Below are 25,301 nucleotides of genomic sequence, written 5' to 3' on the forward strand. Positions count from 1 at the left end.
TTATCGCCCACGCGCCGCCGCGCGGGCGATGGCGATCGCTTCGGCAGCGGTCATCACTTCGCCCAGCCCGCTGCCCGACAGCGCCGCACGCTCCGCATCGCGCACCCGTTCCAGAGCGCGGGCGAGGCGCGGCGCGTCCCAGCGGCGCAGCGCCTGCGCGGTGGCGGCCTGTTCCTTGAAGAACACGCGGTGGCGCTCCATCACGCGGTCGACGCTTTCGCCGTCATCGATTTCGGCGCGCATTTCGGCGAGCGACAACAGCCGCCGGGCGACGCCGCGCAACAGCGGGATCGGTCCGCCGGGCATTTCGGGCAGCGCGGCCGCGGCTGCATCGCCCGCGATCATCGCGCTGACGATGCCGTTCATCTCCGCATCGGCGATCGACGCGCCGATCGCGTCGAACGCCTCACCATCGGCATCGCGCGGCCGTTCGGGCGACGCGTCGAGATAGAGTGCCAGCTTCTCGATCTCGCTGGCCAGCACCGCGCGGTCGCCCGCCGTCACCGCCGCCAGCCGGTCGGGCACGTCACCCAGCAGGCGCAACCCATGGTCGCGCGCCATCGCCACCGCCAGCTTCGCCGCCTGCGCCGCATCGGGCACGTAGCAGGCGACGGCAACCGCGTTGAGCGACGCGGTGACCAGCTTCACCAGTTTCGACGTGCCCTTGATCGTCGGCGCGATGGCGGCGACCGGATTGCCGGCACGTTCGGCGGCGAGCAGCAGCGTCACCGCCTCGACCGATTCCTCGCCCATGCCGGTCACGCGGATAAAGCGGGCATCGCCGAACAGAGACATCGACGCGGATTCGTCGGCGAGCAGGCCGGGGCGCCCTTTCAGCATCGCGCCGTCCATATCGACCCGCTCGGCCCCTTCGCCCACGCCCTTCGCCAGTCGCGCGGCCAGCGCCAGCGCGCCGGCCGTGTCGGGACCGTGGAACAGGTAGAGCCGGATATCGGGGCCGGGCCGGTCGAGCTTGGCCGCGACCTGCTCGGGCCGGAGTTTCACGAGCCGTTCTTGGGCAGGTTCAGCGCGATCCGCGTCACGATCTGGTCCGCGACGATCACCGACAGCCGTTCGAGCGCCGAGCGTTCCGCCGTGATGGTCGCATATTCGGACCGCACCACGTCGATCCCGGCATCCGACCCCGCCGTCGCGTCGAGCGTCACAGCGCCGTTCGACAGGTCGATCAGCTGATAGCGCGCGCGCAGCGTCCGCCGTTCGCGCGTGATCGAATCGTCGCGCCGCACGCCCAGACCGGTGATGTCATCGTCCAGCTTGATCTCCAGCCGGTAGCGCGCCGGCCCTTCGGCGCGCAGCCGGTCGCGCAGCGCATTGGCGACCAGCCAGCCATTCTGCCCGGCGATCGGCGCGACCTCGACGCCTGATAGCGTCTGGCGCACCACCCCGCCCTCGCCCCCGGCATAGAGCGGGCGCAGGCCGCAGCCACCCAATAGGAACGCGGCAGCGAGGACGGCGGCGCGGATCATGCGACGATGTTCACGAGACGGTCGGGCACGACGATGACCTTGCGCGGCGCCTTGCCCTCCAGCGCGCGGACGATCTTCTCGCTCGCAAGGGCAGCGGCCTCGGCGTCTTCCTTGGGCGCACCCTTGGCCAGCACGATGGTGTCGCGCAGCTTGCCGTTGACCTGCACCGCGATGGTCGATTCCGCCTCGACCAGCATCGCCGCATCGACCAGCGGCCAGGCGGCATCGGCGATCAGCCCGGGGCGGCCAAGCTGCGACCAGGCCTCTTCCGCCAGATGCGGGATCATCGGGCTGACCAGCAGCAGCAGCGCGTCCATGTCAGCGTCCGACATGCCCTTCGCCTTCTCCGCCTCGCCCAGCAGCGTATAGAGTTTCGCCACCGCCTTGTTGAACTGGAGCGCAGTGATGTCGTCCGCGACGCCGGCGATCGTGCGATGGACAGCGCGGGTCAGCGCCTCCGGGCTGGTGCCGCCGGCCGTGTGATTCGCGACCAGCTTCCACACGCGCTTGACGAAGCGTTCGGCGCCTTCGATCCCCGCTTCGCTCCACGGCAGGTCGCGTTCGGGCGGGCTGTCGGACAGCATGAACCAGCGCGCGGCATCGGCGCCGTAGCGATCGAGAATCGGTTCGGGATCGACCGTATTCTTCTTCGACTTCGACATTTTTTCGACGCGGCCGATGGTGATCGCATCACCGGTCGCGGTTTCGATACCGTCGGTCACTTCGGACGGCGCAAGCCAGCGGCCGTCCGCCGACTTGTACGTCTCGTGCGTCACCATGCCCTGCGTGAACAGGCCGGCGAACGGCTCCTTCAGGTCGATCAGCCCGACATGGTTGAGCGCGCGGGTCCAGAAGCGTGCGTAGAGCAGGTGGAGGATCGCATGCTCGACCCCGCCGATATACTGGTCGACCGGCAGCCAGCTTTCGGCGACCGCCCGATCGAACGGCTTGTCGTCGGGCTGGCTGGCGAAGCGGATGAAATACCAGGACGAATCGACGAAGGTGTCGAGCGTGTCGGTCTCCCGCCGCGCCGGTGCACCGCACGACGGACAATCGACATGCTTCCAGGTCGGATGGCGGTCGAGCGGGTTGCCGGGGATGTCGAACGACACGTCCTCGGGCAGCTTGACCGGCAGTTGGTCGGTCGGAACCGGCACCACGCCGCATGCGCCGCAATGCACGATCGGGATCGGCGTGCCCCAGTAACGCTGGCGGCTCACCCCCCAGTCGCGCAGGCGCCACACGGTCGTGCCCTTGCCCCAACCGCCGGCTTCGGCGCGGTCGATCACCGCGCGCTTGGCAGCGGCGACGTCCATGTCGTTCAGGAAGTCGGAGTTCACGAGGCGGCCGGGGCCGGTATAGGCTTCGCTGCCATCGAATACCGGATCGGTCAGGTCGCCGTCAGCCACGACGCGACGGACGTCGAGGCCATATTTGCGCGCGAAGTCGAGGTCGCGCTGGTCATGCGCCGGCACGCCCATCACCGCGCCGGTGCCGTAGTCCATCAGCACGAAATTCGCGATATAGACCGGCAGTTCGACGCCCGCAGCGAACGGATGCTGCATCCGGTAGCCGGTGTCGAAGCCCAGCTTTTCCGCGGTTTCCAGCTCGGCCGCGGTGGTCCCACCCTGCTTGCACAGCTCGATGAACGCGGCGGCGTCCGGCTTGGCGTCGGCCAGCGCCCGCGCGATCGGGTGATCGGCGGCGATCGCGACGAAGCTGGCGCCGAAGATCGTGTCGGGACGGGTCGAATAGACCTCGATCCGCTGATCGAACGGCGCGACCGGCGCGAAGGAGAATTGCAGCCCTTCCGACTTGCCGATCCAGTTTTCCTGCATCAGCCGGACCTTGTCGGGCCATTGATCGAGCGTGCCGAGGCCGGCGAGCAGGTCGTCGGCGAAATCGGTGATCTTCAGGAACCACTGGCTGAGCTTGCGCTTCTCGACCAGCGCGCCCGAGCGCCAGCCGCGCCCATCAATCACCTGTTCGTTGGCCAGTACGGTCATGTCGACCGGGTCCCAGTTGACCGCCGACTCCTTGCGATAGACCAGCCCGCCCTTGAGCAGTTCGAGGAACAGCGCCTGTTCGTGGCCGTAATAGTCGGGATCGCAGGTGGCGAACTCACGCAACCAGTCGAAGGCGAGGCCCAGCCGCTTCAGCTGCGCCTTCATCGCCGCGATATTGGCATAGGTCCACTCACCGGGATGGACCTTCTTTTCCATCGCCGCATTTTCGGCGGGCATGCCGAACGCGTCCCACCCCATCGGGTGCAGGACCTCATGGCCGGTCATCCGCAGGAAGCGCGCCAGCACGTCGCCCATCGTATAGTTGCGAACGTGCCCCATATGGATGCGTCCCGAGGGGTACGGGAACATCTCCAGCACATAGCGTTTGGGCTTGGGCGAGTGGTCGTCGGCGACGAAAGTTTGCGCCGAATCCCATGCCGCCTGCCAGCGGGCATCGGCCTCGGCCGGCGAAAAACGCGGAGTCATGGTCGTCGGATCAGCCCGTGATGGCCCCGCGGCGCAGGTCGCGCGCACGGGTCAGGATGATATCTTCCAGCTTCTGCACCGTGGCGGCCGTCACCGGCGCCTCGACCCACTGGCCGCCCTGGTTCACCTGGCGGATCTGCGCCACGCGCAGCGCGTCGGCACGCAGGTCCTGGTCGAGGATCGTGACCGTCACCTTCGTGCGTTCGGTCGGCACCGCCGGATTGACGTACCAATCGGTGACGATGACGCCGCCGTTCGAGTCGGTCTGCGCCATCGGCATGAACGACAGCGTGTCGAGGCTAGCGCGCCACAGATAGCTGTTCACGCCGATCGTCGTGACCTTCGATGCGGCAAGGTCGCCCGCGACGCGGCCCTTGCCGCCACTGCACGCGGCCATCGGCAGGGCAAGCGTTGCCAGCAACGCGATCAGCAGCGGGCGGTTCATCGGCGGTTCCTTGACTACAGGCCAATATGGCAGTTCGGCCCGCTTCTATAGGAGGTGGCGCGGACGCGGCAAGCGGGTTGGTGATCCGCACCGGCAAGGGTGCGCAATCGGCCCGCCGACGCCCCGTTCCGGCCCGCCACCGCTTTGGTCGGACAAATATGTGTGTTCGATGCAACACTAGCCGGGAAAGCGACCGGAGGCGGTGGATACGGGAAACCGAATCATGATATCGCGATTAGCGGGGAGTGAGGTTTGACATGACGGGTGGCAGGATCTTGGCTGGCATTGGACTGGGGGCGATGATCGCCGCCGGGCTTGGTGCGTCGCCTGCCTTGTTCGCGCAGGAACAGCGCGCGCCGCGTGTCCTCAAGAAGCTCGATCTCGACCGCATGCCGCTGGCGGGCTTCGGCTCGTTCACGCCGGCCTCGGCCGACCCGCGACTCGCCGCTGCGCTGTCGCGCACCGCGCTGAACCCGACCGGGTTCCAGTTCACGCCGTCCGAAGGCGCCGTCATCGGCAGCCGTGCGATCAAGGCCGCGGTCCGCAGCGCGACCATGCAGGCGGAACGCCCGACCGACCGTGTCGCCGCCGTCACGCCGACGCTGGCGCTGAACCCCGTCACCTATAATCTGGGCGGATCGGTCGGCGGCAAGCGGCTGGCCGCGATCGGCGACCTGACCCGACTCGATCTCGGCACCCAGCCGGGCAGCCGCGATCCCGTCGGCATGGGCTATTCGGCGCGCAAGTTCGGCACGCGCGCGCCGCTGACGGTCGACCATGCGCTGACCGACCAGCCGAAGATGATCACCGACACCTCGGGCTATTCGCTCGATGGCGGCGGATCGTTGAAGCTGACCCGCAACCTCGACGTGACCGCGGGCATGCGCAGCCGCACCGACCGCGAGCGGATGCTGCGCGTGTCGCCGGATCGCCGCGAGGGGCAGGCGATCTATGTGGGGACGGCGTTCCGGTTCTGAGGCGGGACGGCGTTTCGGGCGTTGCCGGAGCGAGCTTTCCGTAAGTGGTGATCGAAGCGGGCCGTTTTGCGGGTCGGCTGTTCGTAGATGCTGATGCTGGTCGATAGGCGCGGTACGGGCATCGTAGTTAGCCGCGCCCCGGATGTGGGGGCGTGGTTCGGTTGATTTCCGGTCGACCGGCCGTTCTTTCGTAAGATTTCGAAATGGCTGATGGCGCGACATCCGCCTGCCCGGCAGCCCGACCTTGAGCCGGGGGCTCGCCTTCCGTCGACCGGAGAAGAAGAAGCGGGACCCCGGATCAAGTCCGGGGTGACGGTGGGGTGACCGGTCTAAGTCCCATCAGGCGCGTAAGGGCGTCATCGTGGCTGCCGCACGCTGATCCATCCTGTCCGAACGTCTGAGGCGATCCGCCGGGAACCTAAGCGACGGCCCCAACCGCTGCCCCGCCCCCTCAATCATCCTCGTCCTCGAAGCCGACTAGGTCGAGCGCGCGGGCCTTGATCTGGCGGGTCATGCACCAATGGACCAGCGCGTCCTCGCGGCCGTGGGTTACCCACACCTCCTTCGGCGCGATTTCGGTCAGGGTCTCCGTCAGTTCGTCCCAGTCGGCATGGTCGGACAGGATCAGCGGCAGTTCGACGCCGCGCTGCCGGGCGCGTTGGCGAACCCGCATCCAGCCGCTGGCCATCGCGGTGATCGGGTCGGGCAGCCGCCGCGACCAGCGGTCGCCCAAAGCGGAAGGCGGTGCGACGATGATGCGGCCCTGCAACTCCGCCTTGGAAGCGCTCGCGACCGGACGAAGTTCGCCCAGATCGACGCCCAGTTCGACATAGAGGTCGCAAAGCCGCTGCATTGCACCGTGGAGGTAGATCGGGTCGTCGAACCCCATCGCCCGTGCCTCGGCGATCACCCGCTGCGCCTTGCCCAGCGCATAGGCGCCGACCAGCACGCAACGCTCCGGCTCCATGCGGAGCGCCGCCAGCAGCTTGTCGATCTCGTCGCGGGTTTCGGAATGGCGGAAGACCGGCAGGCCGAAGGTCGCCTCGGTCACGAAGACGTCGCACGGCACCGGCTGGAACGGCGCACAGGTCGGATCGGGCCGGCGCTTGTAATCGCCCGACACGACGACGCGTTCGCCACCATGGTCGAGCACGATCTGCGCCGATCCCAGCACATGACCGGCGGGCACGAAGGATATGTCGTAGTCGCCCATGCGGATGCTCTCGCCATAGGCGATCGGCACCCCGTTTTGCGGGCCATAGCGCGTCGCCATGATCGCCAGCGTCTCCGGCGTCGCCCAGACCTGTCCATGCCCGCCACGCGCATGATCGGCATGGCCATGGGTGACGAGCGCACGTTCGACCGGTTCCGACGGATCGATCCAGACGTCGATCGCGGGCAGGTGAATGCCGCTGGGATGCGGGGTGATCCATCGGGCAAGGGCCATGGGGTCGACATGGGGCGTGGGGACGCCAGTGCCAAGGTCATCGAACCGACATATCCGTGCCCTAGGAGCGCAGCTGTTTCGTAGCGATTGTCAGCAGCTTGTCGACGCCAGCCCCTTCCCGTGTGCCCCTGTTCGCGGCGGGGCTGGCCGCGTTCTGCGTCTATTTCGCGATGTACGCCTTTCGCAAACCGGTCATGGCGGTCGCCTTCGCCGATCAGGCGCCGCTGTGGCAGTTGCTGGATTACAAGGCGACGCTGATCCTGGCGCAGGCGGTCGGCTATGCCCTGTCGAAGATGGTCGGGGTGAAGGTGGTCGCCGAGCACCGCGCCGACCGGCGGGCGCGGCTGATCCTGTCGCTGATCGGTGCGGCGTGGCTCGCGCTGCTGGGCTTTGCGCTGCTACCCGCCTGGGCCGGGCCGCTATGCCTGTTCCTCAACGGCCTGCCGCTCGGCATGATCTGGGGCCTCGTCTTTCGCTATCTGGAGGGGCGGCGCGTGTCGGAAATGCTGGCGGCGATGCTGACCGCCAGCTTCATCCTGTCGTCGGGCGCGACCCGGACGGCGGGAGCGCTGCTCGTCCAGCACGGGCTGTCACCCTTCTGGATGCCGGCAGTGACGGGGCTGGTGTTCGCGCCGGTCCTCGTCGCCGCGCTGGCGGTGCTGGCGCGGACCCCGCCGCCCGATGCCGCCGATCGTGCGGCGCGCGGGACGCGCGTGGCGATGGATGGCCCGGCACGCCGCGCCTATGTCCGCGCGCACGCCCTGCCGCTTGCGCTGCTGATCCTCGGCTATACGCTGCTGACCGGCCTGCGCGACTTTCGCGACAATTTCGCCGCCGAAATCTGGGGCGATCTCGGCAACGGCGCGCCGGCGGCGATGTTTTCGATCACCGAAGTGCCGGTAACGATCGTGGTGCTGATCGGCATGGCGATGCTGGCGACGATCCGCAGCAATCTGCGCGCGCTGCTGGCGATCCATGGCGCGATCCTGTTCGGCGCGCTGGCACTGGGCGGCGCGACGCTCCTGTTCCGGCTCGGCTGGATCGGGCCGGTCGCGTGGACGGTGTGGATCGGCATCGGCATCTACAGCGCCTATGCCCCGTTCAGCGCGGTGCTGTTCGACCGGATGATGGCGCTGGGCAAGTCGCCGGGCAATGCCGGCTTCCTGATCTATCTCGCCGATTCGTTCGGCTATGCCGGCAGCGTCGCGCTGATGCTGTTGCGTGAGTTGGCCGACAATCGCGCGCCGTGGCTCGGTTTCTTCACCAGCGCGACGCTGACGACCGCCCTGATGCTGGGCGGCGGGGCGACCGTGTCGGGTCTGTGGTTCTGGCGACGATTTTCGCTGCACAAATGATGATATTGCGTTGATGTGACAGATCACTCCGCCAATTATTCACGTTACTCCGCAAATATCATCAAATGTCACACACGCGTCATCAATTCCCGCCAAAGGCGCGTCCGGGGTCGGACAACGGCCGGGACAAGGCGGCACGCCCGCCAAGGGAGACATCATGAAGTTCATCACGGGTGCGGCGATCCTGGCGATCGCGGCGGGGACGACGCACGCCCATGCGCAGACGGCTCCGGCCGATGCGGCGACGGCCGAAGTGTCGGGGGGCACGCAGGACGAGGCACGCAGCGGCGGCGAGATCGTCGTGACCGGCCGCGCGACGACCTTCGCCAACACGCAGGTGACCGAGCCGATGCTCGACCGCCAGTCGGCCCTGACCAGCGTCAACGACGTCATCAAGGAACTGCCCGGCGTGTTCGTGGCGGAAGGCGACGCGTTCGGTTCGTCCGACTGGGCGACCTCGATCAGCATCCGCGGCTTCAGCTCGGGCGGCGGCGGCGGCCAGCAGATCGGCTCGACCATCGACGGCCTGCCCAATGGCGGTTCGGGCTATGGTGGCGGATCGCGGGCCAACCGCTATCTCGACGTGCTGAACCTGAAGACGGTGACCGTGTCGCAGGGCACCGCCGACATCTCGTCGCGCTCGAACGAGGCGCTGGGCGCCACGCTCGACTATGTCACCACCGACCCGACGCGCGACACCCGCTATCGCTTCACGCTGGCCGGCGGCGATTTCGGCGCGCGCAAGATTTATGGCCGGGTCGATACCGGCCAGTTCGCCGGCGACACCCGCGCCTTTGTCAGCGCCTCGACCAGCCGGGTGAAGGACTGGATCGGCGGATCGGGCGAGACGCGCCGCGATCATGTCGATGCGAAGATCGTGAGCCATATCGACCGGGTGAAGCTGACCGGCTGGGTCAGCTATGACGATGCCGACGAAGCGGAATTCGGGTCGGTCAGCCCCGAAATGTTCGCCAACGATCCGAACCACGATGCCTATACCGACAACTGGACCGGCATTCCGTACATCGACCAGGGCTATCGCTCGACCTCGCGCGCGCTGCGCCGCAATTTCTTCACCTATCTGCGTGGCGAGACCGATCTGGGCGAAGTGAAGCTGTCGGGTGCGGGCTATTATCACCGCATGCGCGGGCGCGGCGATTTCGCACCGCCCTATCTGGTCGATGTCCGCAACGACGGCGCCGGCAACCCGGAAAGCGAGTTCACCGGCAGCCAGCCGACCGTGATCGGCGGCGGCAATCTCGGCCGCTATTATTTCGTGGACCCGACCGGTGCGAAGGCGACCTTCCTCACCGGCTGCACCGGCACGGCGGCGATCCCGGCGGTCTATGCGCCCCGCTGCTACGCGGTAGGGTCGACCCCGGTCATGTCGTACCGCCACACCCATTATGAAAACGACCGTGGCGGCCTGACCGCCGATGCGGCGTGGACGCATGATTTCGGCGCGTTCCAGAACACGCTGCGCGGCGGCCTGTGGTGGGAACGCGGCCGTGCCAACCAGCTGCGCGACTGGCACAAGATCACCAACGCGCTGGTCGGCCCGGCGTTCGACGGCAAGCCCTATTACCAGCAGTTCAGCACCGACTACGACCTCGACGAGATCATGTATTATGTCGAGGACGCGGTGACCTATGGCCCGCTCACCGCGCGGTTCGGGGTGAAGCAGTTCTTCCTCGACCAGCGGCGCGCCGAATTGCTGAACGGCCGTGCCGTGACCGAGCTGAATTCGAACAGCCGCCCGCTGATCTCGACCGGCATCGTCTATCATGCGCCGATCGACGGGCTGGAGGCGTTCGCCGGCTATTCGCAGAACTTCGCCGCGATCGGCAACGGGCCGCTCGGCGAACCGCGCGAGGTGATCGCCCGCATCAAGCCCGAAACCGCGAACAACATCGAAATCGGCGCGCGCTATTCGACGCCGCGGGTCAAGGCGTCGTTGACCGCCTATGACATCAAGTTCAACAACCGCATCCAGTCGATCTCGGCGAACCTCGTCACCGGCATCGATTATCTGGAGGAGCAGGACAGCGTCTATCTGAACGTCGGCGGGATCAAGAGCCGCGGGATCGAGGCGGCGCTTGCGTACCGGGTGACGCAGGGGCTGACCCTGTCGGGCAACTATACCTACAACCACGCGACCTATATCGGCACCGGCAATGCCGCGCAGGACGCCGATATCGGCGTGACGCCGGGGCGGCAGGTCATCAATAGCCCCCGCAACATGTGGGTCGCGGCGGCCGACTATGCCCGCGGCGTGTTCAAGGTCGGCGCAGCCGCCAAGTTCGTCGGCGACCGCTTCATCGGCAGCGACGGCGATGCGACCGCGCCCAGCTTCACCACGGTCGACGCCTATGCCGGCATCGACCTGGGCGAGGTCAATGCGGTGATGAAGGGCATGTCGCTGACGGTGCAGGCGACCAACCTTGCCGACCGGCGCTACCTGGCCGGCGCGGACGGCGGGTCGGCGTTCCTCGGCACGCCGCGCACGGTCACGGCGGCGCTGACGTTCGACTTCTGACCTACCGGTCATCCCCGCGCAGGCGGGGATCCGTTGCCGCCGACGTTTCGCATTGCGCCGCTACGTCAGCGTCCATGGGTCCCCGCCTGCACGGGGACGACGACAAGCTATCGAGTACCCTTATGGTCGACCTGTCACGCCGCACCCTCCTGTCCACCGGTGCCGCTCTTGTCGGGGCGGCGGCGTTGCCCGCGTCGATCGCCCGTGCCGCCGCGATCGCGCCCGACCGGCGCACGGGCACCATCGCCGACGTCCAGCATGTCGTGATCTTGTGCCAGGAAAATCGCGGCTTCGACCATTATTTCGGCACGTTGCGCGGGGTGCGCGGGTTCGGCGACCGCTTCCCGATCCCGACGCCCGGCGGCACTGTCTGGCAACAGAGCGACCGCACCGCGCCGGGCGGTCCGCGCGTCACCAGCCCCTTCCATCTCGATACCCGCCGTCAGTTCGAACTGATGCGGATGGAGGGCACGCCGCACGCCTGGCCCGATGCACAGCGGGCATGGGACCAAGGCCGCATGGCGCATTGGCCCGAGGCCAAGCACCCGCGCGCGATGGGGCATTACGCCCGCGCCGACATCCCCTTCCAGTTCGCGCTGGCCGAGGCGTTCACGATCTGCGACGCCTATCATTGCGCGACGCAGACCGGGACCAACACCAACCGGCTGGTGCTGTGGACCGGCACCAACGACCCCGCCGGCACCCATGGCGGCCCGGCGATCGGCAATTCGCACGACAATTTCGTCGATCAGGGCGGCGCCCCCGATCCCTATCGCTGGACCACCACGGTCGAGCGGATGCAGGCGGCCGGCATCGACTGGCGCATCTATCAGGACATGGCGGATAACTTCACCGACAATCCGCTGGCCGGCTTCGCGGCGTTTCGCGAGGCGCATGCCGGGCGCGGCGATGCTGAGCTGAAGGACCGGGCGCTGACCACGCGTGGCCCCGAGCAGTTGAAGGCCGACGTGCTCGCCGGCCACCTGCCACAAGTGTCCTATGTCATCGCCACCGCCGCCGGGTCCGAACATCCCGGCCCCTCCAGCCCGGCACAGGGCGCGGACTATGTCGCAAGCATCCTCGACGCGCTGACCGCCGACCCGAAGGTCTGGGCGCGCACCGTGCTGCTGGTGATGTTCGACGAGAATGACGGCTTTTTCGACCACGTTCCGCCCCCCGCCCCGCCGTCGCGCGGGACGGACGGCAAGCTGCTCGGCGGATCGACCGTCGATCTGGCCGGCGCCTATCACGACATGCCGAGCATCGGCGACAAGGACATCGACCTGCCGGAGTATCGCAGTCGCCCCTATGGCCTCGGCCCGCGCGTGCCGCTCTATGTCGTATCGCCGTGGAGCCGGGGCGGCTGGGTTAATTCGCAGACCTTCGACCACACCTCGGTCATCCGCTTCCTCGAAACGCGCTTCGGGTTTCACGAACCCAATATCGCGCCGTGGCGGCGGGCGATCTGCGGCGACCTGACCAGCGCGTTCGACTTTGCGGCAAGCGACACCGCCGCGCCGCGCCTGCCCGATCCGGGCGCGGACGCGCGGCGCGCCGCCGCACTGAAAGGACAGGTCGATCCCCCCGCCCCGCCCGCCGCCGCGCCATGGCAGGAACCGGGCGTCCGCCGCTCGCGCGCGCTGCCCTATCGCCTGGAGGCGACCGAGCGCGTCGCCGATACCGGCCTGACCCTGCGCTTCGCCGCCGATGGCGCGGGCGCCGTGTTCCACGTCTACGACCGGCACGCGCTTGACCACCCGCCGCGTCGCTACGTCGTGGGGGCAGGCAGCCGGATCGAGGGGCATTGGCCGTTCGACGCGGACGGTCGGTACGACCTGTGGGTGCTGGGGCCGAACGGCTTCCACCGCCATTTCGTCGGCACGCGGGGCGACACGGTGCCGCCGGTCGCCTGGACGGTCGGCGACGCCGGCCTTGCCGTCATCACGCCGGGCACCGGGTTGCGCCTGCGTCGCCTCACCCCCGGCGGCGGCGCGACCGAGGAAGCGCTTGGCACGGGCCGCCACCGCTGGTCGCTCGAACAGGCGCTCGGCTGGTATGACCTGACGCTGACCCATGCGGACCATCCCGCGTGGCGCCGCCGCATCACCGGGCGCCACGACCGTGCGGGAAAAGCGAGCGTCAGCGATCCCTTTGTCGAAAGCCTGTCGTAATGCTCCTGTTCGCGCTGATGTTCGCCGCCGCAACGCCATGGCCCGCCCCGGTCCAGGCCGAACTCGACCGCGCCGTCGCCGCCGCCCGGCCCGGCGACTATGCCGTGTTCGACGCCGACGGGACGCTGTGGAGCAGCGATATCGAGGAAGCGGGCATCGCCTTCTTCGAACAGCAGGGCTGGCTGTCGGTCGACCGCCTGCCGCCGGAGTTGCGCCCCATGCCCCTCGATCCGGGCGAAAGCCTCTACGGTTATTATCGGCGGCTGTGCGATTTCGATGCGAAGCTGTGCCTGCCGTGGAGCGCGCAGGTCTTTGCCGGGCAACCGCTGGGCGTTCTGAAACAGCGCTTCGATGCTCTCCTCGCCCATCGTGGCGGCATTCCGGTCCGCTATGTCCGCGACGGGCGACAGGTGGACGAGACGATCGAAGCCCCCCGCATCTATGCCGCACAACGCGCGCTGATCGCGGCGCTGAAGGCACGTGGCGTCGCGGTCTATATCGTCAGCGCGTCGCAGGAAGAGGTCGTGCGCATGGTCGCGTCCGACCCGCGCTACGGCCTGTCGATCCCGCCCGAACGGGTGATCGGCACGACCATGCTGCTGCGCGATGCCGCCGGCCAGATCTCGACCGCGCGGCGCGACATTGCGCAGGGGACGGCGGCCCGCCCCGGCTATTGGTCCGCCCGCGCCGCGCTCACGCCGATGACGACGCTCTGGACCCCGCTCCCGTGGCAGGAGGGCAAGGTCGCCGCGATCATGGCCTGTATCGACCCGGTCCGCCGCCCGATGCTGGTCGCCGGCGACAGCGGCAGCGACTGGGCGATGCTGTTTCATTCGGGTGGCGTGCGGCTGTGGATGGACCATGACGCGCCGACCACCCGGCGGTTGCGCGCCATGCGCGACGCACGCGGCGGCGAGGGCAAGGACCGCTGGATCGATGTCGACCGGCGCGCGCTGGCGCCGGTCGACTGACCTCACGCGACCGCGGGTCGGCGCAGCGTCGCCACGATCCGGTCGACGACCGCCAGCACCAGCAGCGACGCCCCGAACAGCGGCAGGAACACGCCCGCCACGGCCAGCAGCGTGATCGCCCCGCGCAGCCGTGCCCCGCTGACCGGCGGTGGCGTGGCCAGCCTGCCCCTGGGGCGCCGGCGCCACCACATCGTCACGCCGCTGACCACCAGCAGGATGATGGCGATGCATGGCAGCAGCATCAGCAGCTGGTTGGGCAGCCCGAAATAACGGCCCATATGGATCTGCGCGCCCAGCTCGACCGCCTTCGCCCCGATGCCGTAGCGGTTCCAGCCATTCTCCCACAACAATCGCCCCGACCAGCGGTCATATTGCAGCGTGCGCTGTCCCTCGGGATGCCGGGGGGTGACCATCACGGTGTAGATGCCGGTCGGGCCGGACGGCAGGTACAGGCGATAGCCCCCGGTGATCCCCGCCGCCTGTGCCTTCGCGGCGATCGCGTCGGCGCCGGCGACCGCCGCATCGTCCGCGTCGGCGTGATGCCCGCCGCCGCCATGCTCGGCATGGGCGGGGTCGGATGCCGTCATCGGAGCGGTCTCCTGACTCCACGGCACGCCACCCAGCGTCGCCATCGGCGTGCTGCGTGGCGAGACACGGTCGAAGCGGGCAGCCTCGTTACCGATGCCCATCGCGGTGAACGCGCCGCGCACCAGCGGCCCCTGCACCACCGCCCAGGGGAGCCCGGTCAGCAGCAGGAACGCGATCAGCGCGACGCTCCACACCCCCGTCACCGCATGCAGGTCACGCCAGAACACGCGGCCCCGCGCCCGCAGCCGCGGCCACAACACGCCCGCCATCGACCGCCGCCCGCGCGGGCCACCACAGGAACAGCCCCGACGCGATCAGCATCAGCGCCCAGCACGCCGCCAGCTCCACCACCGCATCGCCCCATGGCCCGAAGGTCAGCGACCCGTGCATGACGTCGGCGAACCCGACCAGCGTATGGGCGTAGACATAGCTGCCCAGCACCCGTCCCGATGCCGGGTCGACCATCACCTGTCGCGGCTCGCCGCTTGCGGCATCGATCCACACCTTTGCCGGACGGGTCGGCGCCTCGGGCAGGTCGATCCGCGTCGGCACGCCAGGGACCGCCGTCACCGCCGCCGCGATCATCCGCGACGGCGGGAGCGGACGAGCGACCGGCGCGACGATCTGCAGATCGGGCATCAGCGCATCGTTCAGCTCGTCCTTGAACAGATAGATCGTGCCCGTGATGCTCAGGATCAGCAGGAACGGTGCGACGATCAGCCCGGCATAGAAATGCCAGCGCCAGATCGTGCGATAAAGGCGCGGATCGCTCATCGCCGGCCTCCCGGTGGGCGATGGAGCGGTCCATAGGGCCGGCGCGTTCGCCGCGACGCGACCGGCGCACGGCAAGATGGGGCCGCAGACGCGGCCGTGTGAGGTGGCATGACAGGGTGTTCCTGATGATCGCTGGGAGCCTGCGCACGACCGAAAGCGGCGTGCGGCACTCCGTCCAGACAGCAGCGCGACAGCCCCGCCGCCAGCAGCGACGAGGCCAACCGCACCGGACGATGTCAGGCGATCACAGGCGGCCCGCGCAACGGCGGCCGCAGCCGGGCGGGCCGTATCGTCGGCAGCGCAACGACGATCTGCAACCCCAGCGCCAGGACGAAGGCGATGGCCCCCGCCAACACCACCGGGTCCGCCCCCGCCAGCGACAGCGCGGTCAATCCGGCAAAGGCGCAGGGTTGTGGCTTGTTGTCGTGTTGGGGGGTGTCGGGTTTGCTGTGGCCGCCGTGCTGTACGGCCGTCATCTCATGATAGGCCATGGCGGCGGGGTGGGCCATCGTTACAGCTGGACTGCTGCCGGGGCACAGCGCGATAACAACGCGCCCCTCGACCAGCATGGGCATGAACCCCGCTGGCACGATCGCCTTCATCGCTAACGCGATGGCGATTGCCAGCAGCGCCGCTGCCTTATGGGTCAGGATCAGGCGTCGGAGGATTGCCACCGCGTTCTTCTACCGGAGGCGGAAGCGCTTGTCATTTGCGTTGCTGCCCCGCCACCACCCCCTTGCCCTTGCTCCGGGCAATCCCCAAAGCAGGCGCCATGGCACAGGAATCTCCACTCGACCGGTTTCGCGACGTCCTGCGCGGCACCTCGCGCGCGCTTGCCGAGGAGCCGGAAGTGGAACTGGGCTTTACCGCCGACGCGCCGGTCGCATCAGGCAAGCATATCAAGGTGCCTATGCCCGCGCGCGCGCTGCCCGCCGATCAGGTGGCGGAGGCCCGGGGCCTGGCCGACGGGTTTGCGCTGAAGATGCGCTATCACGACACCGCGCTTCACGCCCGCGCGGCGCCGGGCGATGCGGTGGCGCGCGCGGTGTTCGATGCGGTCGAACAGGCGCGGGTCGATGCGATCGGGTCGGCGGGCTATGACGGGATCGCCGACAATCTGGATCAGGCGCTGGCGATGCGGATGCGCTCCGACCCGATCACCCGCGCGCGCACCCGCGCCGAAGTGCCGCTATCGACCGCCGTCCAGCTGATGGTGCGCGAACGGCTGACCGGGCGGATGCCGCCCGCCGCCGCGATCCCCGCCATGGCGCTCGTCGCCGACTGGATCGAGGAACGTGCCGGCGCCCAGCTCGACGCATTGTCCGCGCTGGCTGGCGATCAGGCGGCGTTCGGGCGCGGCATCACCCGCATCCTCCAGGACCTCGAACTGGTCGAGGGCGAGGTCGAGCCCGAACAGGCCGATGACGGCGGCGACGATTCCGAAGGCGAGGACGAGGAAACCCCGCAGGACGACGGCGAGGACGAAGGCGAACAGCAGGGCGGCGAAGGGCAGGTCGAGGCGCGCGGCGAGGACCGCAGCGACGACGAGCAGTCCGATGGCCAGTCGGACGACATGTCCGAGGATGTCGATGCGCAGGGCGACGACATGGCCGATGGCGAGGACGAGGGCGGCATGATGCCCGTGCGCCCCAACCGCCCCTTTGCGGACCTCAACACCCAGTTCGACTATCGCGCCTTCACCACCAAGTTCGACGAAGTGATCGCCGCGACCGAACTGTGCGAGGCCGACGAGCTGGAGCGGCTGCGTGCCTATCTCGACCAGCAGCTGGTGCAGTTGCAGGGGGTGGTGACGAAGCTCGCCAACCGGTTGCAGCGCCGGTTGATGGCGCAACAGTCGCGGTCATGGGACTTCGACCAGGAAGAAGGGCTGCTCGACGCCGCGCGGCTGGCCCGCGTGGTCATCAATCCGGCGCAGTCGCTCAGCTACAAGATCGAGCGCGATACCGAGTTTCGCGATACCGTCGTCACGCTGCTGATCGACAATTCGGGGTCGATGCGCGGCCGTCCGATCGGCATCGCGGCGATCAGCGCCGACATCCTCGCCCGCACGCTGGAACGCGTCGGGGTGAAGGTCGAGATCCTCGGGTTCACGACGCGCGCGTGGAAGGGCGGGCAAAGCCGCGAGGCATGGCTCGCCGCCGGCCGCCCGCCGCAGCCCGGTCGGCTGAACGACATCCGCCACATCGTCTACAAACAGGCCGACGAGCCGTGGCGGCGGGCGAAGAAGTCGCTTGGGTTGATGATGCGAGAAGGGTTGCTGAAGGAAAATATCGACGGCGAGGCGCTGCTGTGGGCGCATGGCCGGCTGATCGCGCGGCCCGAGGATCGCAAGGTGCTGATGGTGATCTCGGACGGGGCGCCGGTCGACGATTCCACCCTGTCGGTCAATTCGGGCAGCTATCTGGAGCGGCACCTGCGACAGGTGATCGCCTATATCGAGGGCAAGTCGCCGGTCGAGCTGGTCGCGATCGGCATCGGCCATGACGTGACCCGCTGGTACAATCGCGCGGTCACGATCATGGACGCCGAGCAGCTGGCCGGCACGATGATCGAGCAGCTGGCGTCGCTGTTCGACAGCGAATGAAGCCGGTCGCGCCGCCGGGCGGCTTTCGCGGGCCGGTGAAGCGGTCGATCACCATCGCCGGGCACGCGACCTCGATCAGCCTCGAACCCGGTTTCTGGACGGCGCTGGAGGATGCCGCGGCACGGCGGTCGCTGCCGTTGTCGGCGCTGGTGGCAGCGATCGATGCGGTTCGGATCGAAGGGGACGATCCGCCTAATCTGGCGAGCGCGATCCGGTCTTGGTTGCTGGGCGAGGTTGGTGTGCGGTAAGTCGTTTTCACGCGAAGGCGCGGAGACGCGAAGAAAAAGAAGAAATGGGTTCGCGCAGAGACGTGGAGGCGCAGAGCGGGTTCGTACCCGGCAAGCGCGCGCGACCGGGAGACGACATCTTTCGCTGCAACGACGAGTGAGGCCGCTATCGCGGAAAACCTGTCCGCGCCCGCAACCTCTCTGCGCCTCTGCGTCTCTGCGCGAAATCTATCTCCTTCTTCGCGTCTCCGCGCCTTCGCGTGAACCCGACCTTCTACGACTGCTCGGGCAGCACCGGCGACACCGTAACCTCGCCGCGGTCCCCGGCCCGATACCCCAGACTCGCCCGCCCCTTCACCGGCCCGGCCACGTCCGCCACCAGATAGAGCGGCCGCCGCTTCGATTCGACGTACAGCCGCCCGAGATACTCGCCGATCATCCCCAGTACGAACATCTGCACCGCGCCCAGGAACACCACGACCAGCATCGTCGACGTCCATCCCTGCACCGCGCTGCCCGACAGCCAGCCGATCGCGATATAGGCGAACAGCAGCAACGACAGCCCGGTCAGCACCAGCCCCATATGGCTGGCGAGGCGCAGCGGCGCGGTGGAAAAGCCGGTCACCGCGTCCAGCGCGAAGCGGATCATCTTGCCCAGCGGATATTTGCTCTCGCCGGCCAGCCGTTCGTCGCGGTCATAGGGGAACGGCACCTGCCGGAACCCGACCCACGCCACCATGCCGCGAATGAAGCGCGCCTGTTCGGGCAGGCTCAGCAGTGCGTCGAGCGCCCGCCGGCTCATCAGCCGGAAATCCCCGGTGTCGAGCGGGATCGGGGTATCGGTTACCCGGTCGAGCACGCGGTAGAAGCCGGCGGCGGTCAGCTTCTTGAAGAAGGTCTCGCCCTCGCGCTTGCGCCGGACGGCATAGACGACATCGGCCCCTTCGGCCTCCATCGTCGCGATCATGTCGCCGAGCAATTCGGGCGGGTCCTGCAGATCGGCATCGATGATGAGGATGCGCTCGCCCGCGCACAGGTCGAGCCCCGCGGTCAGCGCCAGTTGATGCCCGTGGTTGCGCGACAGGTTGATCGCCACCAGTCGCGGATCGGACGCCGCCAGCCGCTCCATCACCGCCCAGCTCTGGTCACGCGATCCGTCGTTCACCAGCACGATTTCATGATCGTCGCCGACCACCGCGCGCGCCGCCGCCGAAATGCGGGTGTGCAGCACGTCGAGGCAGGCGGCCTCGTTGTAACAGGGAACGACGATGGACAGGGCAGGACGGATCATGGGCGCTGGCGTTACCCCAAGCTGCGCGACAGGAAAAGCCGGATGGCGCGGATGGTGCCGCGACGATAGGATGCGCGTAGATGAAGGAGAATGCTGATGCGTGTGATCCTGCCGATCCTCCTGCTTGCGATCGCCGCACCCGCCAGCGCGCAAATCTGGGACGGGGGCCGTTCCGCCGTGCGCGAAATGCCGGCAGCGCCCAGCGCCTCGTTCGATCGCGACCTGAACGACGCGAACCGCTCGATCCGCGACGGACGGCGGCGTGGCGACCTCAGCCGGGCGGAAGCGCGTACCCTGCGCGCCGAAAGTGCGATGATCGAACGCCTTGCGAAGCAGGCGCGAGCCGGCGGCCCGGCCTGGGCGAACACCACGGCGCTCGACGAACGGGCCCGCGCATTCGGCGCACAGGTCGCGGCGGCACGCGCCCGGCGCCGCTGAACCGCGCTTGAAATGTAGGATTTCGTCCGCCAGCGTCCCCGCGCGATGAACAGGACGGGGGTCGGGCGATGATCGAGGCGGCGGTCGGGGAAGGCGGCGTCAACCGCGCGGGCGATGTGCGCGCGGTGCAATGGTTGCTGCTGCGCATCGGGATCGATCCGGGCGGGATCGACGGCATCGCCGGTCCGCGCCTGATCGCCGCGATCCGTAGTGCGCAGGATCGCTTCGGGATCGACGCCGATGGCCGGGTCGATCCCGGCGGCGCCACCCTCGCCCGCCTGCGCGCCGCCCCGGCGCGCTGGGACGGCGACAGCAGCAACTGGCCGCAGGAGCGCAAGCTCGCCAGCCTCCACCCCCGCTTCCGCCCGCGCGTCGTCGCGGTCATCGCCCGGTTGCGCACCGAGCGGTTCCGCCCGGTCGTCGTCTATGGCTGGCGGTCGGTCGAGGTCCAACAGCGCCTGTTCCGTGCCGGGTCCAGCAAGGTGCGCTTCAGCTTCCACAATGCCCAGACGCCGGACCGCATTCCCGCCGCCTGGGCCGCCGATCTGGTCGACGAACGCTGGTATTGGCGCGAACCCGACGCCCATGTCTTTTTCCGCGCGCTGGGAAAGGCGGCGAAGGCCGAAGGGCTGGTCTGGGGCGGCGACTGGAAATTCCGCGACTGGGCCCATGTACAGGGGCGGCCCAATGGCGATCTGGCCGCGGTCCGTCGCGAAAGCGGCGCGTGACGCCCGCCCCTTACCGCTTGTTTACCGCCACGCCCTAGAATCGCGCGCGATGCCGACCACCGTTCCGTCCGGCGCGCAAGGCGCGCCCCCATGGACCGCGCGCCCGCTTGCCGGGCGGGGGCCGATGGTCGATGCGGTCCGCGCCATGCTGCTGGTCTGCGCCGTGGTCGGCGGTGGCGCGGCATTGGGGCTGATCACGCGCCACGCTTTCTCCGTCGCCTTCTGGCCGGCCAATGCGATCCTGGTCGGTACCATGCTGCGCGCGCCGCATCTGCACCGCCCGGCCGGCTGGTTCGGTGCCGGCGCCGGTTTCGTCCTCGCCGACCTGCTCTTCGGCCAGAGCCCTGCGCTCAGCGGCTGGTTCGCTGCCGCCAATGTGTCGGGGACCTTCGTCGCGGTACTGGCGCTGCGCCGCCTCGCGTCGCGCGACCTGCGCTTGCGGCGGGTCCATTCGGTAATGCGCATTTCGGTCGGCCTGCTGCCCGGCAGCCTCGTCGCCGCGCTGACCGGCGCGGTGATGGTCGTCGTGCAGTTCCACGGATCGCCAACGCAGACGGTGATGACCTGGACCGCCAGCGAGATCGCCAACTACCTGATCTTCCTGCCCGCGATGCTCACCGTGCAGCCGCCCTGGCGGCGCGAACGGCGCGTCGCGACCGCCGCCGCGGCCAAGCCGCTCTGGCCGCTGCTCCTGCTCGCCGTCTCCTGCGTCCTTGCCGTCTATTTCGACGGACCCGGCAGCATCATGTTCCCGATGCCCGCGCTGCTGCTGTGCGCGATGACCTATTCGGTGTCGACCGCCGCGCTCGTCACCATGGCGCTGGGCAGCGGGTGCATGATCACCATCGGCCTGGGGATGGTCGATATCGGACAGGACCTGTCGATCCCGCGCATGGTCGTGTCGATCCGCATCGCCGTCGCGTTCCTCGCGCTCGTGCCGCTCACGATCAGCAGCGCGATGGCGGTGCGCGACGACCTGATGGCGCAGTTGCAGCAGGCTGCCGACCATGACGGGCTGACCGGGCTGCTCAACCGCCGGGCGTTCGAACACCGGCTCCACCGCCGGCTGGAGGCGAGCGCCAACGATGGCGGGCTGACGCTGCTCTGGCTCGATCTCGACCATTTCAAATCGATCAACGACCGCCATGGCCATCCGGCGGGCGACGCGGTGCTGCGAGCGGTGGCCACCGCCATCGAGGGTTGCTGCCGCGAAGACGATCTGTGCGCCCGGCTGGGCGGCGAGGAATTCGCGCTCGCGCTCGTCGCACCCGATGCGCAGGCGGGCGCGCTCATCGCCGAACGGCTGCGCAGCACCATCGCCGCGCTGCGCATCGACGGACACGGCACCGCGATCCGCGTGACCGCCAGCATCGGCGCCCATCATCTCGACCATTGGCCGGTCGATCCGCCGGCGCTGCTGCGCGGGCTGGACGAGGCGCTGTACCGCGCCAAGCATGGCGGGCGGAACCGGATCGAATGGCTCGATGCCGACCTAACCCGACAGGCGGCCTAACGCCCACGTGGCCGCTTCGGCCACCACCGGATCGGGATCGCTACACGCCGCACGCACCGGGCCGATCAACGCCGCATCCCCGCTATTCCCCGCCGCGATCAGCGCGTTGCGCACCATCCGGTTACGCCCGATCCGCTTGATCGGCGACCCGCGAAAGACCTCCCGAAACCCGGCATCGTCCAGCGCGATCAGATCGGCGAGGCGCGGTGCCGCCAGTTCGGCGCGCGCCGCGAACGCCCGGTTCGCCGCTGCCGCCGCCGCGAACTTGTTCCACGGACACACCGCCAGGCAATCGTCGCAGCCATAGATGCGATTGCCGATCCCTTCGCGCAGCTCGTGCGGGATCGGCCCGGCATGTTCGATCGTCAGGTACGAGACGCAGCGCCGCGCATCCAAGCGATAGGGCGCGGGAAACGCATCGGTCGGGCACGCCCGCTGGCACGCATCGCACGACCCGCACGTATCGCGTCCCGCCCGGTCCGGCGTCAGGTCCAGCGTGGTGTATATCGCGCCCAGGAACAGCCAGCTGCCATGGGTCCGGCTGACCAGATTGGTATGCTTGCCCTGCCACCCCAGCCCCGCCGCCTCGGCAAGCGGCTTCTCCATCACCGGCGCGGTATCGACGAACACCTTCAGATCGCAGCCCGACTCCTGCGCCAGCCAGCGGCCAAGGGCCTTCAGCGCCTTCTTGACCACATCATGATAGTCGCCGCCCTGCGCATAGACCGAGATGCGCCCCCGGTCTCCCACACCCGCCAGCGCCAGCGGATCGGTGGCGGGGGCATAGCTCATGCCGAGCGCGATGACCGAGCGCACCTCGCTCCACAATCCGGCGGGCGATCCGCGCTGTTGGCTACGCTCCTCCATCCAGATCATCGACCCGTGACGTCCCTCGTCCAGCCATTGCCGCAGCCGTTCGGCGGTGCGCGGCGCGGCATCGGCGCGGGCGATGCCGCAGGCGACGAACCCGCATTCGGCCGCCTTGACCCGGATACGGTCAACAATATCGCTCGGGATGGCCTTGTCTTGGATCACTTCCCCCCGCTACGCTTTTCCATGCGCACGCTAAAGAGCGTCGTTGGAGGGGATAGCGGTTGCGCGACGATCATCTTGCCCGGAATGACCTGGCCCTGCACGCGACCGGGCTGGTCAAGCGGTTCGGCGACCGGCGGGTCGTCGACGGCATCGACCTGTCGGTGCCGACCGGCGCAGTGTACGGCGTGCTCGGCCCCAATGGCGCGGGCAAGACGACGACGCTGCGCATGTTGCTCGGCATCATCGAACCCGACGAAGGATCGCGCACGCTGCTGGGCTGCCGCTCCCCGCGCGACGCGTCCGATCGGGTCGGCTATCTGCCCGAGGAACGCGGCCTCTATCCCGGCATGAAGGCGCGCGAGGCGATCGCCTTCATGGGCGCGCTGCGTGGGCTGGACTGGTCGGCCGGGCGCAAGCGGGCGGCGGCGATGCTCGAACAGGCCGGCCTCGGCCATGCGGTCGATTCGAAGATCCGCAAGCTGTCCAAGGGCATGGCGCAGTTCGTCCAGCTGCTCGGCAGCGTCGTGCACCAGCCCGATTTTCTTGTCCTCGACGAACCCTTTTCCGGTCTCGACCCGGTCAACCAGGAACGGCTGGAAGCGCTGATCCGCGCCGAGCGCGACCGGGGCGCGACCATCCTGTTTTCCACGCACGTCATGGCCCATGCCGAACGGCTGTGCGACCGGCTATGCGTCATCGCCGGCGGCCGTCGCCGGTTCGAGGGGACTGTCGACGACGCCCGCGCGCTGCTGCCGATGAAGGCGCATTACGTGCCGCACCACCCCGCACCGGGCATCGCCGCGCTGCTGCCCGCCGATGCGCAGGAGGATCGCGGCGGCTGGCGCTTCACGCTGCCGGCGGACGGCATAGAGGGGATGCTGGTGCGGCTGATCGACGCGGGCTACGGCATTTCGGGCCTCTCGATAGAACGGCCCGGGCTGCACGACGCGTTCGTCCGCATCGTCGGCGACGCCGCGCGGGGGGAAGCGGCATGAGCGACACCGCCAAGCTGATCCGCCAGACCATGACCATCGCCCGCCGCGATTTTGCCGCGACGGTGATGACGCCGATGTTCCTCCTCTTCCTGCTCGCCCCGTTGCTGTTCGCCGGGTTCGGCGCGATGGGCAGCCTCGGCGCGATGACCGTGGGTCAGGGCGCGGAGGGCAAGGAAAAGCTCTACGCCATCGCCACGCCGGAGGATGCCGCGCGGCTGCGCGCCGCCGATGCGCTGATCCGCCCGGCGATTGCCCGCGAACGCGGCTTGCCGCCGCTGGCGACCGTCGCGCCCGCCGCCGATCCTGCCGCACAGGCGCGCGCCTTGCTGTCCGATCCCGACGTCGACGTGCCCTCGGTCCTCTATGGCCCGCTCGAGGCACCGCAGCTGATCCACGCCAATATCACGTCGACCACCGCGAGATATCTGGCGGCGATCGCGGAACAGGCGGTGCGTGACCGGCGTGCCGGCCTGTCCGGAGCGCCGCTGTCGCAACCGACCTTCACCCGCGTCGAACGCGACAGCACGTCGCTCGGCGGCAAGAGCGCAGCGGGCACCTTCGCCGTCGTCACCCTGTTCGTCGTCACGCTGATGCTGGCGGGACAGGCGGTCGGCACCATGGCGGAGGAACGCTCGAACAAGGTGATCGAGGTCCTGGCTGCCGCCGTGCCGCTGGAATCGGTGTTCCTCGGCAAGCTGATCGGCATGTTCGGCGTGGCGATCCTGTTCCTCGCCTTCTGGGCGGCGGTCGGGGCGAATATCGGCGCGCTGCTGCCGCCCGAATTCGCCGCAGGCCTGTCGGGCATCGCGCCCGCGATCGGCTTTCCCGGGTTCGTGCTGCTGTACATCCTCTATTTCACGCTCGCCTATATGCTGCTCGGATCGGTGTTCCTGACCGTCGGCGCGCAGGCATCGACCCCGCGCGAGATCCAGATGCTGTCGCTACCGATCACCATCTTCCAGATGGCGATGTTCGCCTTCGCGCTGGCCGCGATCGGACGGCCCGGCACCTGGATCGCGACGGCAGCCGAGCTGTTCCCGTTCAGCAGCCCCTTCGCCATGGCCGGCCGCGCCGCGACCAGCGCCGACATCTGGCCGCATGTCGCCGCCCTTGCATGGCAACTGCTATGGGTCGCGATCACGATCAGTCTGGGCGCGCGCCTGTTCCGGCATGGCGTGCTGCAATCGGCAGGTCCGAAGTTCAAATGGTTCCGGCGGGGCTGAGCG

The 25,301-nt window shown here is 68.7% G+C and carries 22 protein-coding genes; 12 read left to right on the forward strand and 10 right to left on the reverse strand.

Annotated features, from left to right (window positions below; all coding sequences use genetic code 11):
• From holA to AVT10_RS16225, 4 genes are read right to left on the reverse strand one after another with little or no spacing between them, the layout of a single operon-like run.
• A complete protein-coding gene (holA, locus tag AVT10_RS16210) occupies positions 1–1,005 on the reverse strand; it encodes a DNA polymerase III subunit delta (protein WP_066693848.1) in 1,005 nt (334 codons plus the stop codon).
• Positions 1,002–1,487: an LPS assembly lipoprotein LptE gene (gene lptE / locus AVT10_RS16215; RefSeq protein WP_066693850.1), complete on the reverse strand. Its 486-nt coding sequence runs from the start codon at positions 1,485–1,487 to the stop codon at positions 1,002–1,004. The genes holA and lptE overlap by 4 nt, the downstream gene beginning before the upstream one ends.
• Positions 1,484–3,979, reverse strand: a complete 2,496-nt coding sequence (leuS, locus tag AVT10_RS16220; protein ID WP_066693852.1) for a leucine--tRNA ligase — start codon at positions 3,977–3,979, stop codon at positions 1,484–1,486. The genes lptE and leuS overlap by 4 nt, the downstream gene beginning before the upstream one ends.
• 10 nt (positions 3,980–3,989) lie before the next feature.
• On the reverse strand, positions 3,990–4,424 hold the full coding sequence (locus tag AVT10_RS16225) for a DUF3576 domain-containing protein (protein WP_066693854.1): 435 nt from the start codon (positions 4,422–4,424) through the stop codon (positions 3,990–3,992).
• A 275-nt stretch (positions 4,425–4,699) separates the two neighbouring features.
• Here AVT10_RS16225 and AVT10_RS16230 point away from each other — a divergent pair, with 275 nt between their 5' ends.
• On the forward strand, positions 4,700–5,401 hold the full coding sequence (locus AVT10_RS16230) for a hypothetical protein (RefSeq protein WP_126014038.1): 702 nt from the start codon (positions 4,700–4,702) through the stop codon (positions 5,399–5,401).
• A 451-nt stretch (positions 5,402–5,852) separates the two neighbouring features.
• On the opposite strand, the gene AVT10_RS16235 is transcribed toward AVT10_RS16230, so the two are convergent.
• Positions 5,853–6,848 carry a ligase-associated DNA damage response exonuclease gene (locus AVT10_RS16235; RefSeq protein ID WP_066693858.1) on the reverse strand — a complete coding sequence of 332 codons (996 nt, stop codon included), beginning with the start codon at positions 6,846–6,848 and terminating at the stop codon, positions 5,853–5,855.
• A gap of 98 nt (positions 6,849–6,946) precedes the next feature.
• Between AVT10_RS16235 and AVT10_RS16240 the strand changes: the two genes are divergently transcribed.
• From AVT10_RS16240 to AVT10_RS16255, 4 genes are all read left to right on the forward strand, one after another.
• Positions 6,947–8,203, forward strand: a complete 1,257-nt coding sequence (locus tag AVT10_RS16240) for a DUF5690 family protein (protein WP_198158619.1) — start codon at positions 6,947–6,949, stop codon at positions 8,201–8,203.
• A 157-nt stretch (positions 8,204–8,360) separates the two neighbouring features.
• On the forward strand, positions 8,361–10,739 hold the full coding sequence (locus AVT10_RS16245) for a TonB-dependent receptor domain-containing protein (protein ID WP_066693863.1): 2,379 nt from the start codon (positions 8,361–8,363) through the stop codon (positions 10,737–10,739).
• Between the two features lie 122 nt (positions 10,740–10,861).
• Entirely contained in the window at positions 10,862–12,910 is a 2,049-nt protein-coding gene (locus tag AVT10_RS16250; RefSeq protein WP_066693865.1) for a phosphocholine-specific phospholipase C, read from the forward strand.
• Complete coding sequence (locus AVT10_RS16255; protein WP_066693868.1) at positions 12,910–13,881, forward strand: haloacid dehalogenase-like hydrolase; 972 nt, start codon at positions 12,910–12,912, stop codon at positions 13,879–13,881. The genes AVT10_RS16250 and AVT10_RS16255 overlap by 1 nt, the downstream gene beginning before the upstream one ends.
• 2 nt (positions 13,882–13,883) lie before the next feature.
• Here AVT10_RS16255 and AVT10_RS18795 read toward each other — a convergent pair whose 3' ends face one another.
• From AVT10_RS18795 to AVT10_RS16265, 3 genes are all read right to left on the reverse strand, one after another.
• Positions 13,884–14,738, reverse strand: coding sequence for a PepSY-associated TM helix domain-containing protein (locus tag AVT10_RS18795; protein WP_232308058.1), 855 nt, complete (start codon positions 14,736–14,738; stop codon positions 13,884–13,886).
• Positions 14,683–15,243, reverse strand: coding sequence for a PepSY-associated TM helix domain-containing protein (locus AVT10_RS18800; RefSeq protein WP_232308059.1), 561 nt, complete (start codon positions 15,241–15,243; stop codon positions 14,683–14,685). Before AVT10_RS18800 ends, AVT10_RS18795 begins: the two co-directional genes overlap by 56 nt.
• Positions 15,244–15,479: 236 nt before the next feature.
• Positions 15,480–15,917, reverse strand: a complete 438-nt coding sequence (locus tag AVT10_RS16265) for a hypothetical protein (RefSeq protein WP_066693871.1) — start codon at positions 15,915–15,917, stop codon at positions 15,480–15,482.
• Between the two features lie 98 nt (positions 15,918–16,015).
• Between AVT10_RS16265 and cobT the strand changes: the two genes are divergently transcribed.
• Both cobT and AVT10_RS16275 read left to right on the forward strand, forming a co-directional pair.
• Positions 16,016–17,848 carry a cobaltochelatase subunit CobT gene (gene cobT, locus AVT10_RS16270; protein WP_066693874.1) on the forward strand — a complete coding sequence of 611 codons (1,833 nt, stop codon included), beginning with the start codon at positions 16,016–16,018 and terminating at the stop codon, positions 17,846–17,848.
• Entirely contained in the window at positions 17,845–18,096 is a 252-nt protein-coding gene (locus AVT10_RS16275; protein WP_066693876.1) for a ribbon-helix-helix domain-containing protein, read from the forward strand. The genes cobT and AVT10_RS16275 overlap by 4 nt, the downstream gene beginning before the upstream one ends.
• 253 nt (positions 18,097–18,349) lie before the next feature.
• On the opposite strand, the gene AVT10_RS16280 is transcribed toward AVT10_RS16275, so the two are convergent.
• Complete coding sequence (locus AVT10_RS16280) at positions 18,350–19,366, reverse strand: glycosyltransferase family 2 protein (RefSeq protein WP_066693879.1); 1,017 nt, start codon at positions 19,364–19,366, stop codon at positions 18,350–18,352.
• Between the two features lie 96 nt (positions 19,367–19,462).
• Here AVT10_RS16280 and AVT10_RS16285 point away from each other — a divergent pair, with 96 nt between their 5' ends.
• From AVT10_RS16285 to AVT10_RS16295, 3 genes are all read left to right on the forward strand, one after another.
• Positions 19,463–19,804: a hypothetical protein gene (locus AVT10_RS16285; protein ID WP_157092801.1), complete on the forward strand. Its 342-nt coding sequence runs from the start codon at positions 19,463–19,465 to the stop codon at positions 19,802–19,804.
• 68 nt (positions 19,805–19,872) lie between these two features.
• Entirely contained in the window at positions 19,873–20,532 is a 660-nt protein-coding gene (locus AVT10_RS16290) for a peptidoglycan-binding protein (RefSeq protein WP_066693883.1), read from the forward strand.
• Between the two features lie 49 nt (positions 20,533–20,581).
• Positions 20,582–22,045: a GGDEF domain-containing protein gene (locus AVT10_RS16295; protein ID WP_198158620.1), complete on the forward strand. Its 1,464-nt coding sequence runs from the start codon at positions 20,582–20,584 to the stop codon at positions 22,043–22,045.
• Here AVT10_RS16295 and queG read toward each other — a convergent pair.
• Complete coding sequence (queG, locus tag AVT10_RS16300; protein ID WP_066693892.1) at positions 22,025–23,080, reverse strand: tRNA epoxyqueuosine(34) reductase QueG; 1,056 nt, start codon at positions 23,078–23,080, stop codon at positions 22,025–22,027. The two genes, AVT10_RS16295 and queG, sit on opposite strands and share 21 nt — an antisense overlap.
• Positions 23,081–23,139: 59 nt before the next feature.
• Here queG and AVT10_RS16305 point away from each other — a divergent pair, with 59 nt between their 5' ends.
• Both AVT10_RS16305 and AVT10_RS16310 read left to right on the forward strand, forming a co-directional pair.
• A complete protein-coding gene (locus AVT10_RS16305) occupies positions 23,140–24,075 on the forward strand; it encodes an ABC transporter ATP-binding protein (protein ID WP_066693894.1) in 936 nt (311 codons plus the stop codon).
• The gene (locus tag AVT10_RS16310; protein WP_066693897.1) at positions 24,072–25,298 is read left to right on the forward strand and encodes an ABC transporter permease; all 1,227 of its coding nucleotides are present in this window, start codon (positions 24,072–24,074) and stop codon (positions 25,296–25,298) included. The genes AVT10_RS16305 and AVT10_RS16310 overlap by 4 nt, the downstream gene beginning before the upstream one ends.
• Positions 25,299–25,301 lie beyond the last annotated feature (3 nt).

The sequence above is a fragment of the Sphingomonas hankookensis genome, assembly GCF_001619955.1.
GTDB classification, from domain to species: Bacteria; Pseudomonadota; Alphaproteobacteria; order Sphingomonadales; family Sphingomonadaceae; genus Sphingomonas; species Sphingomonas hankookensis_A.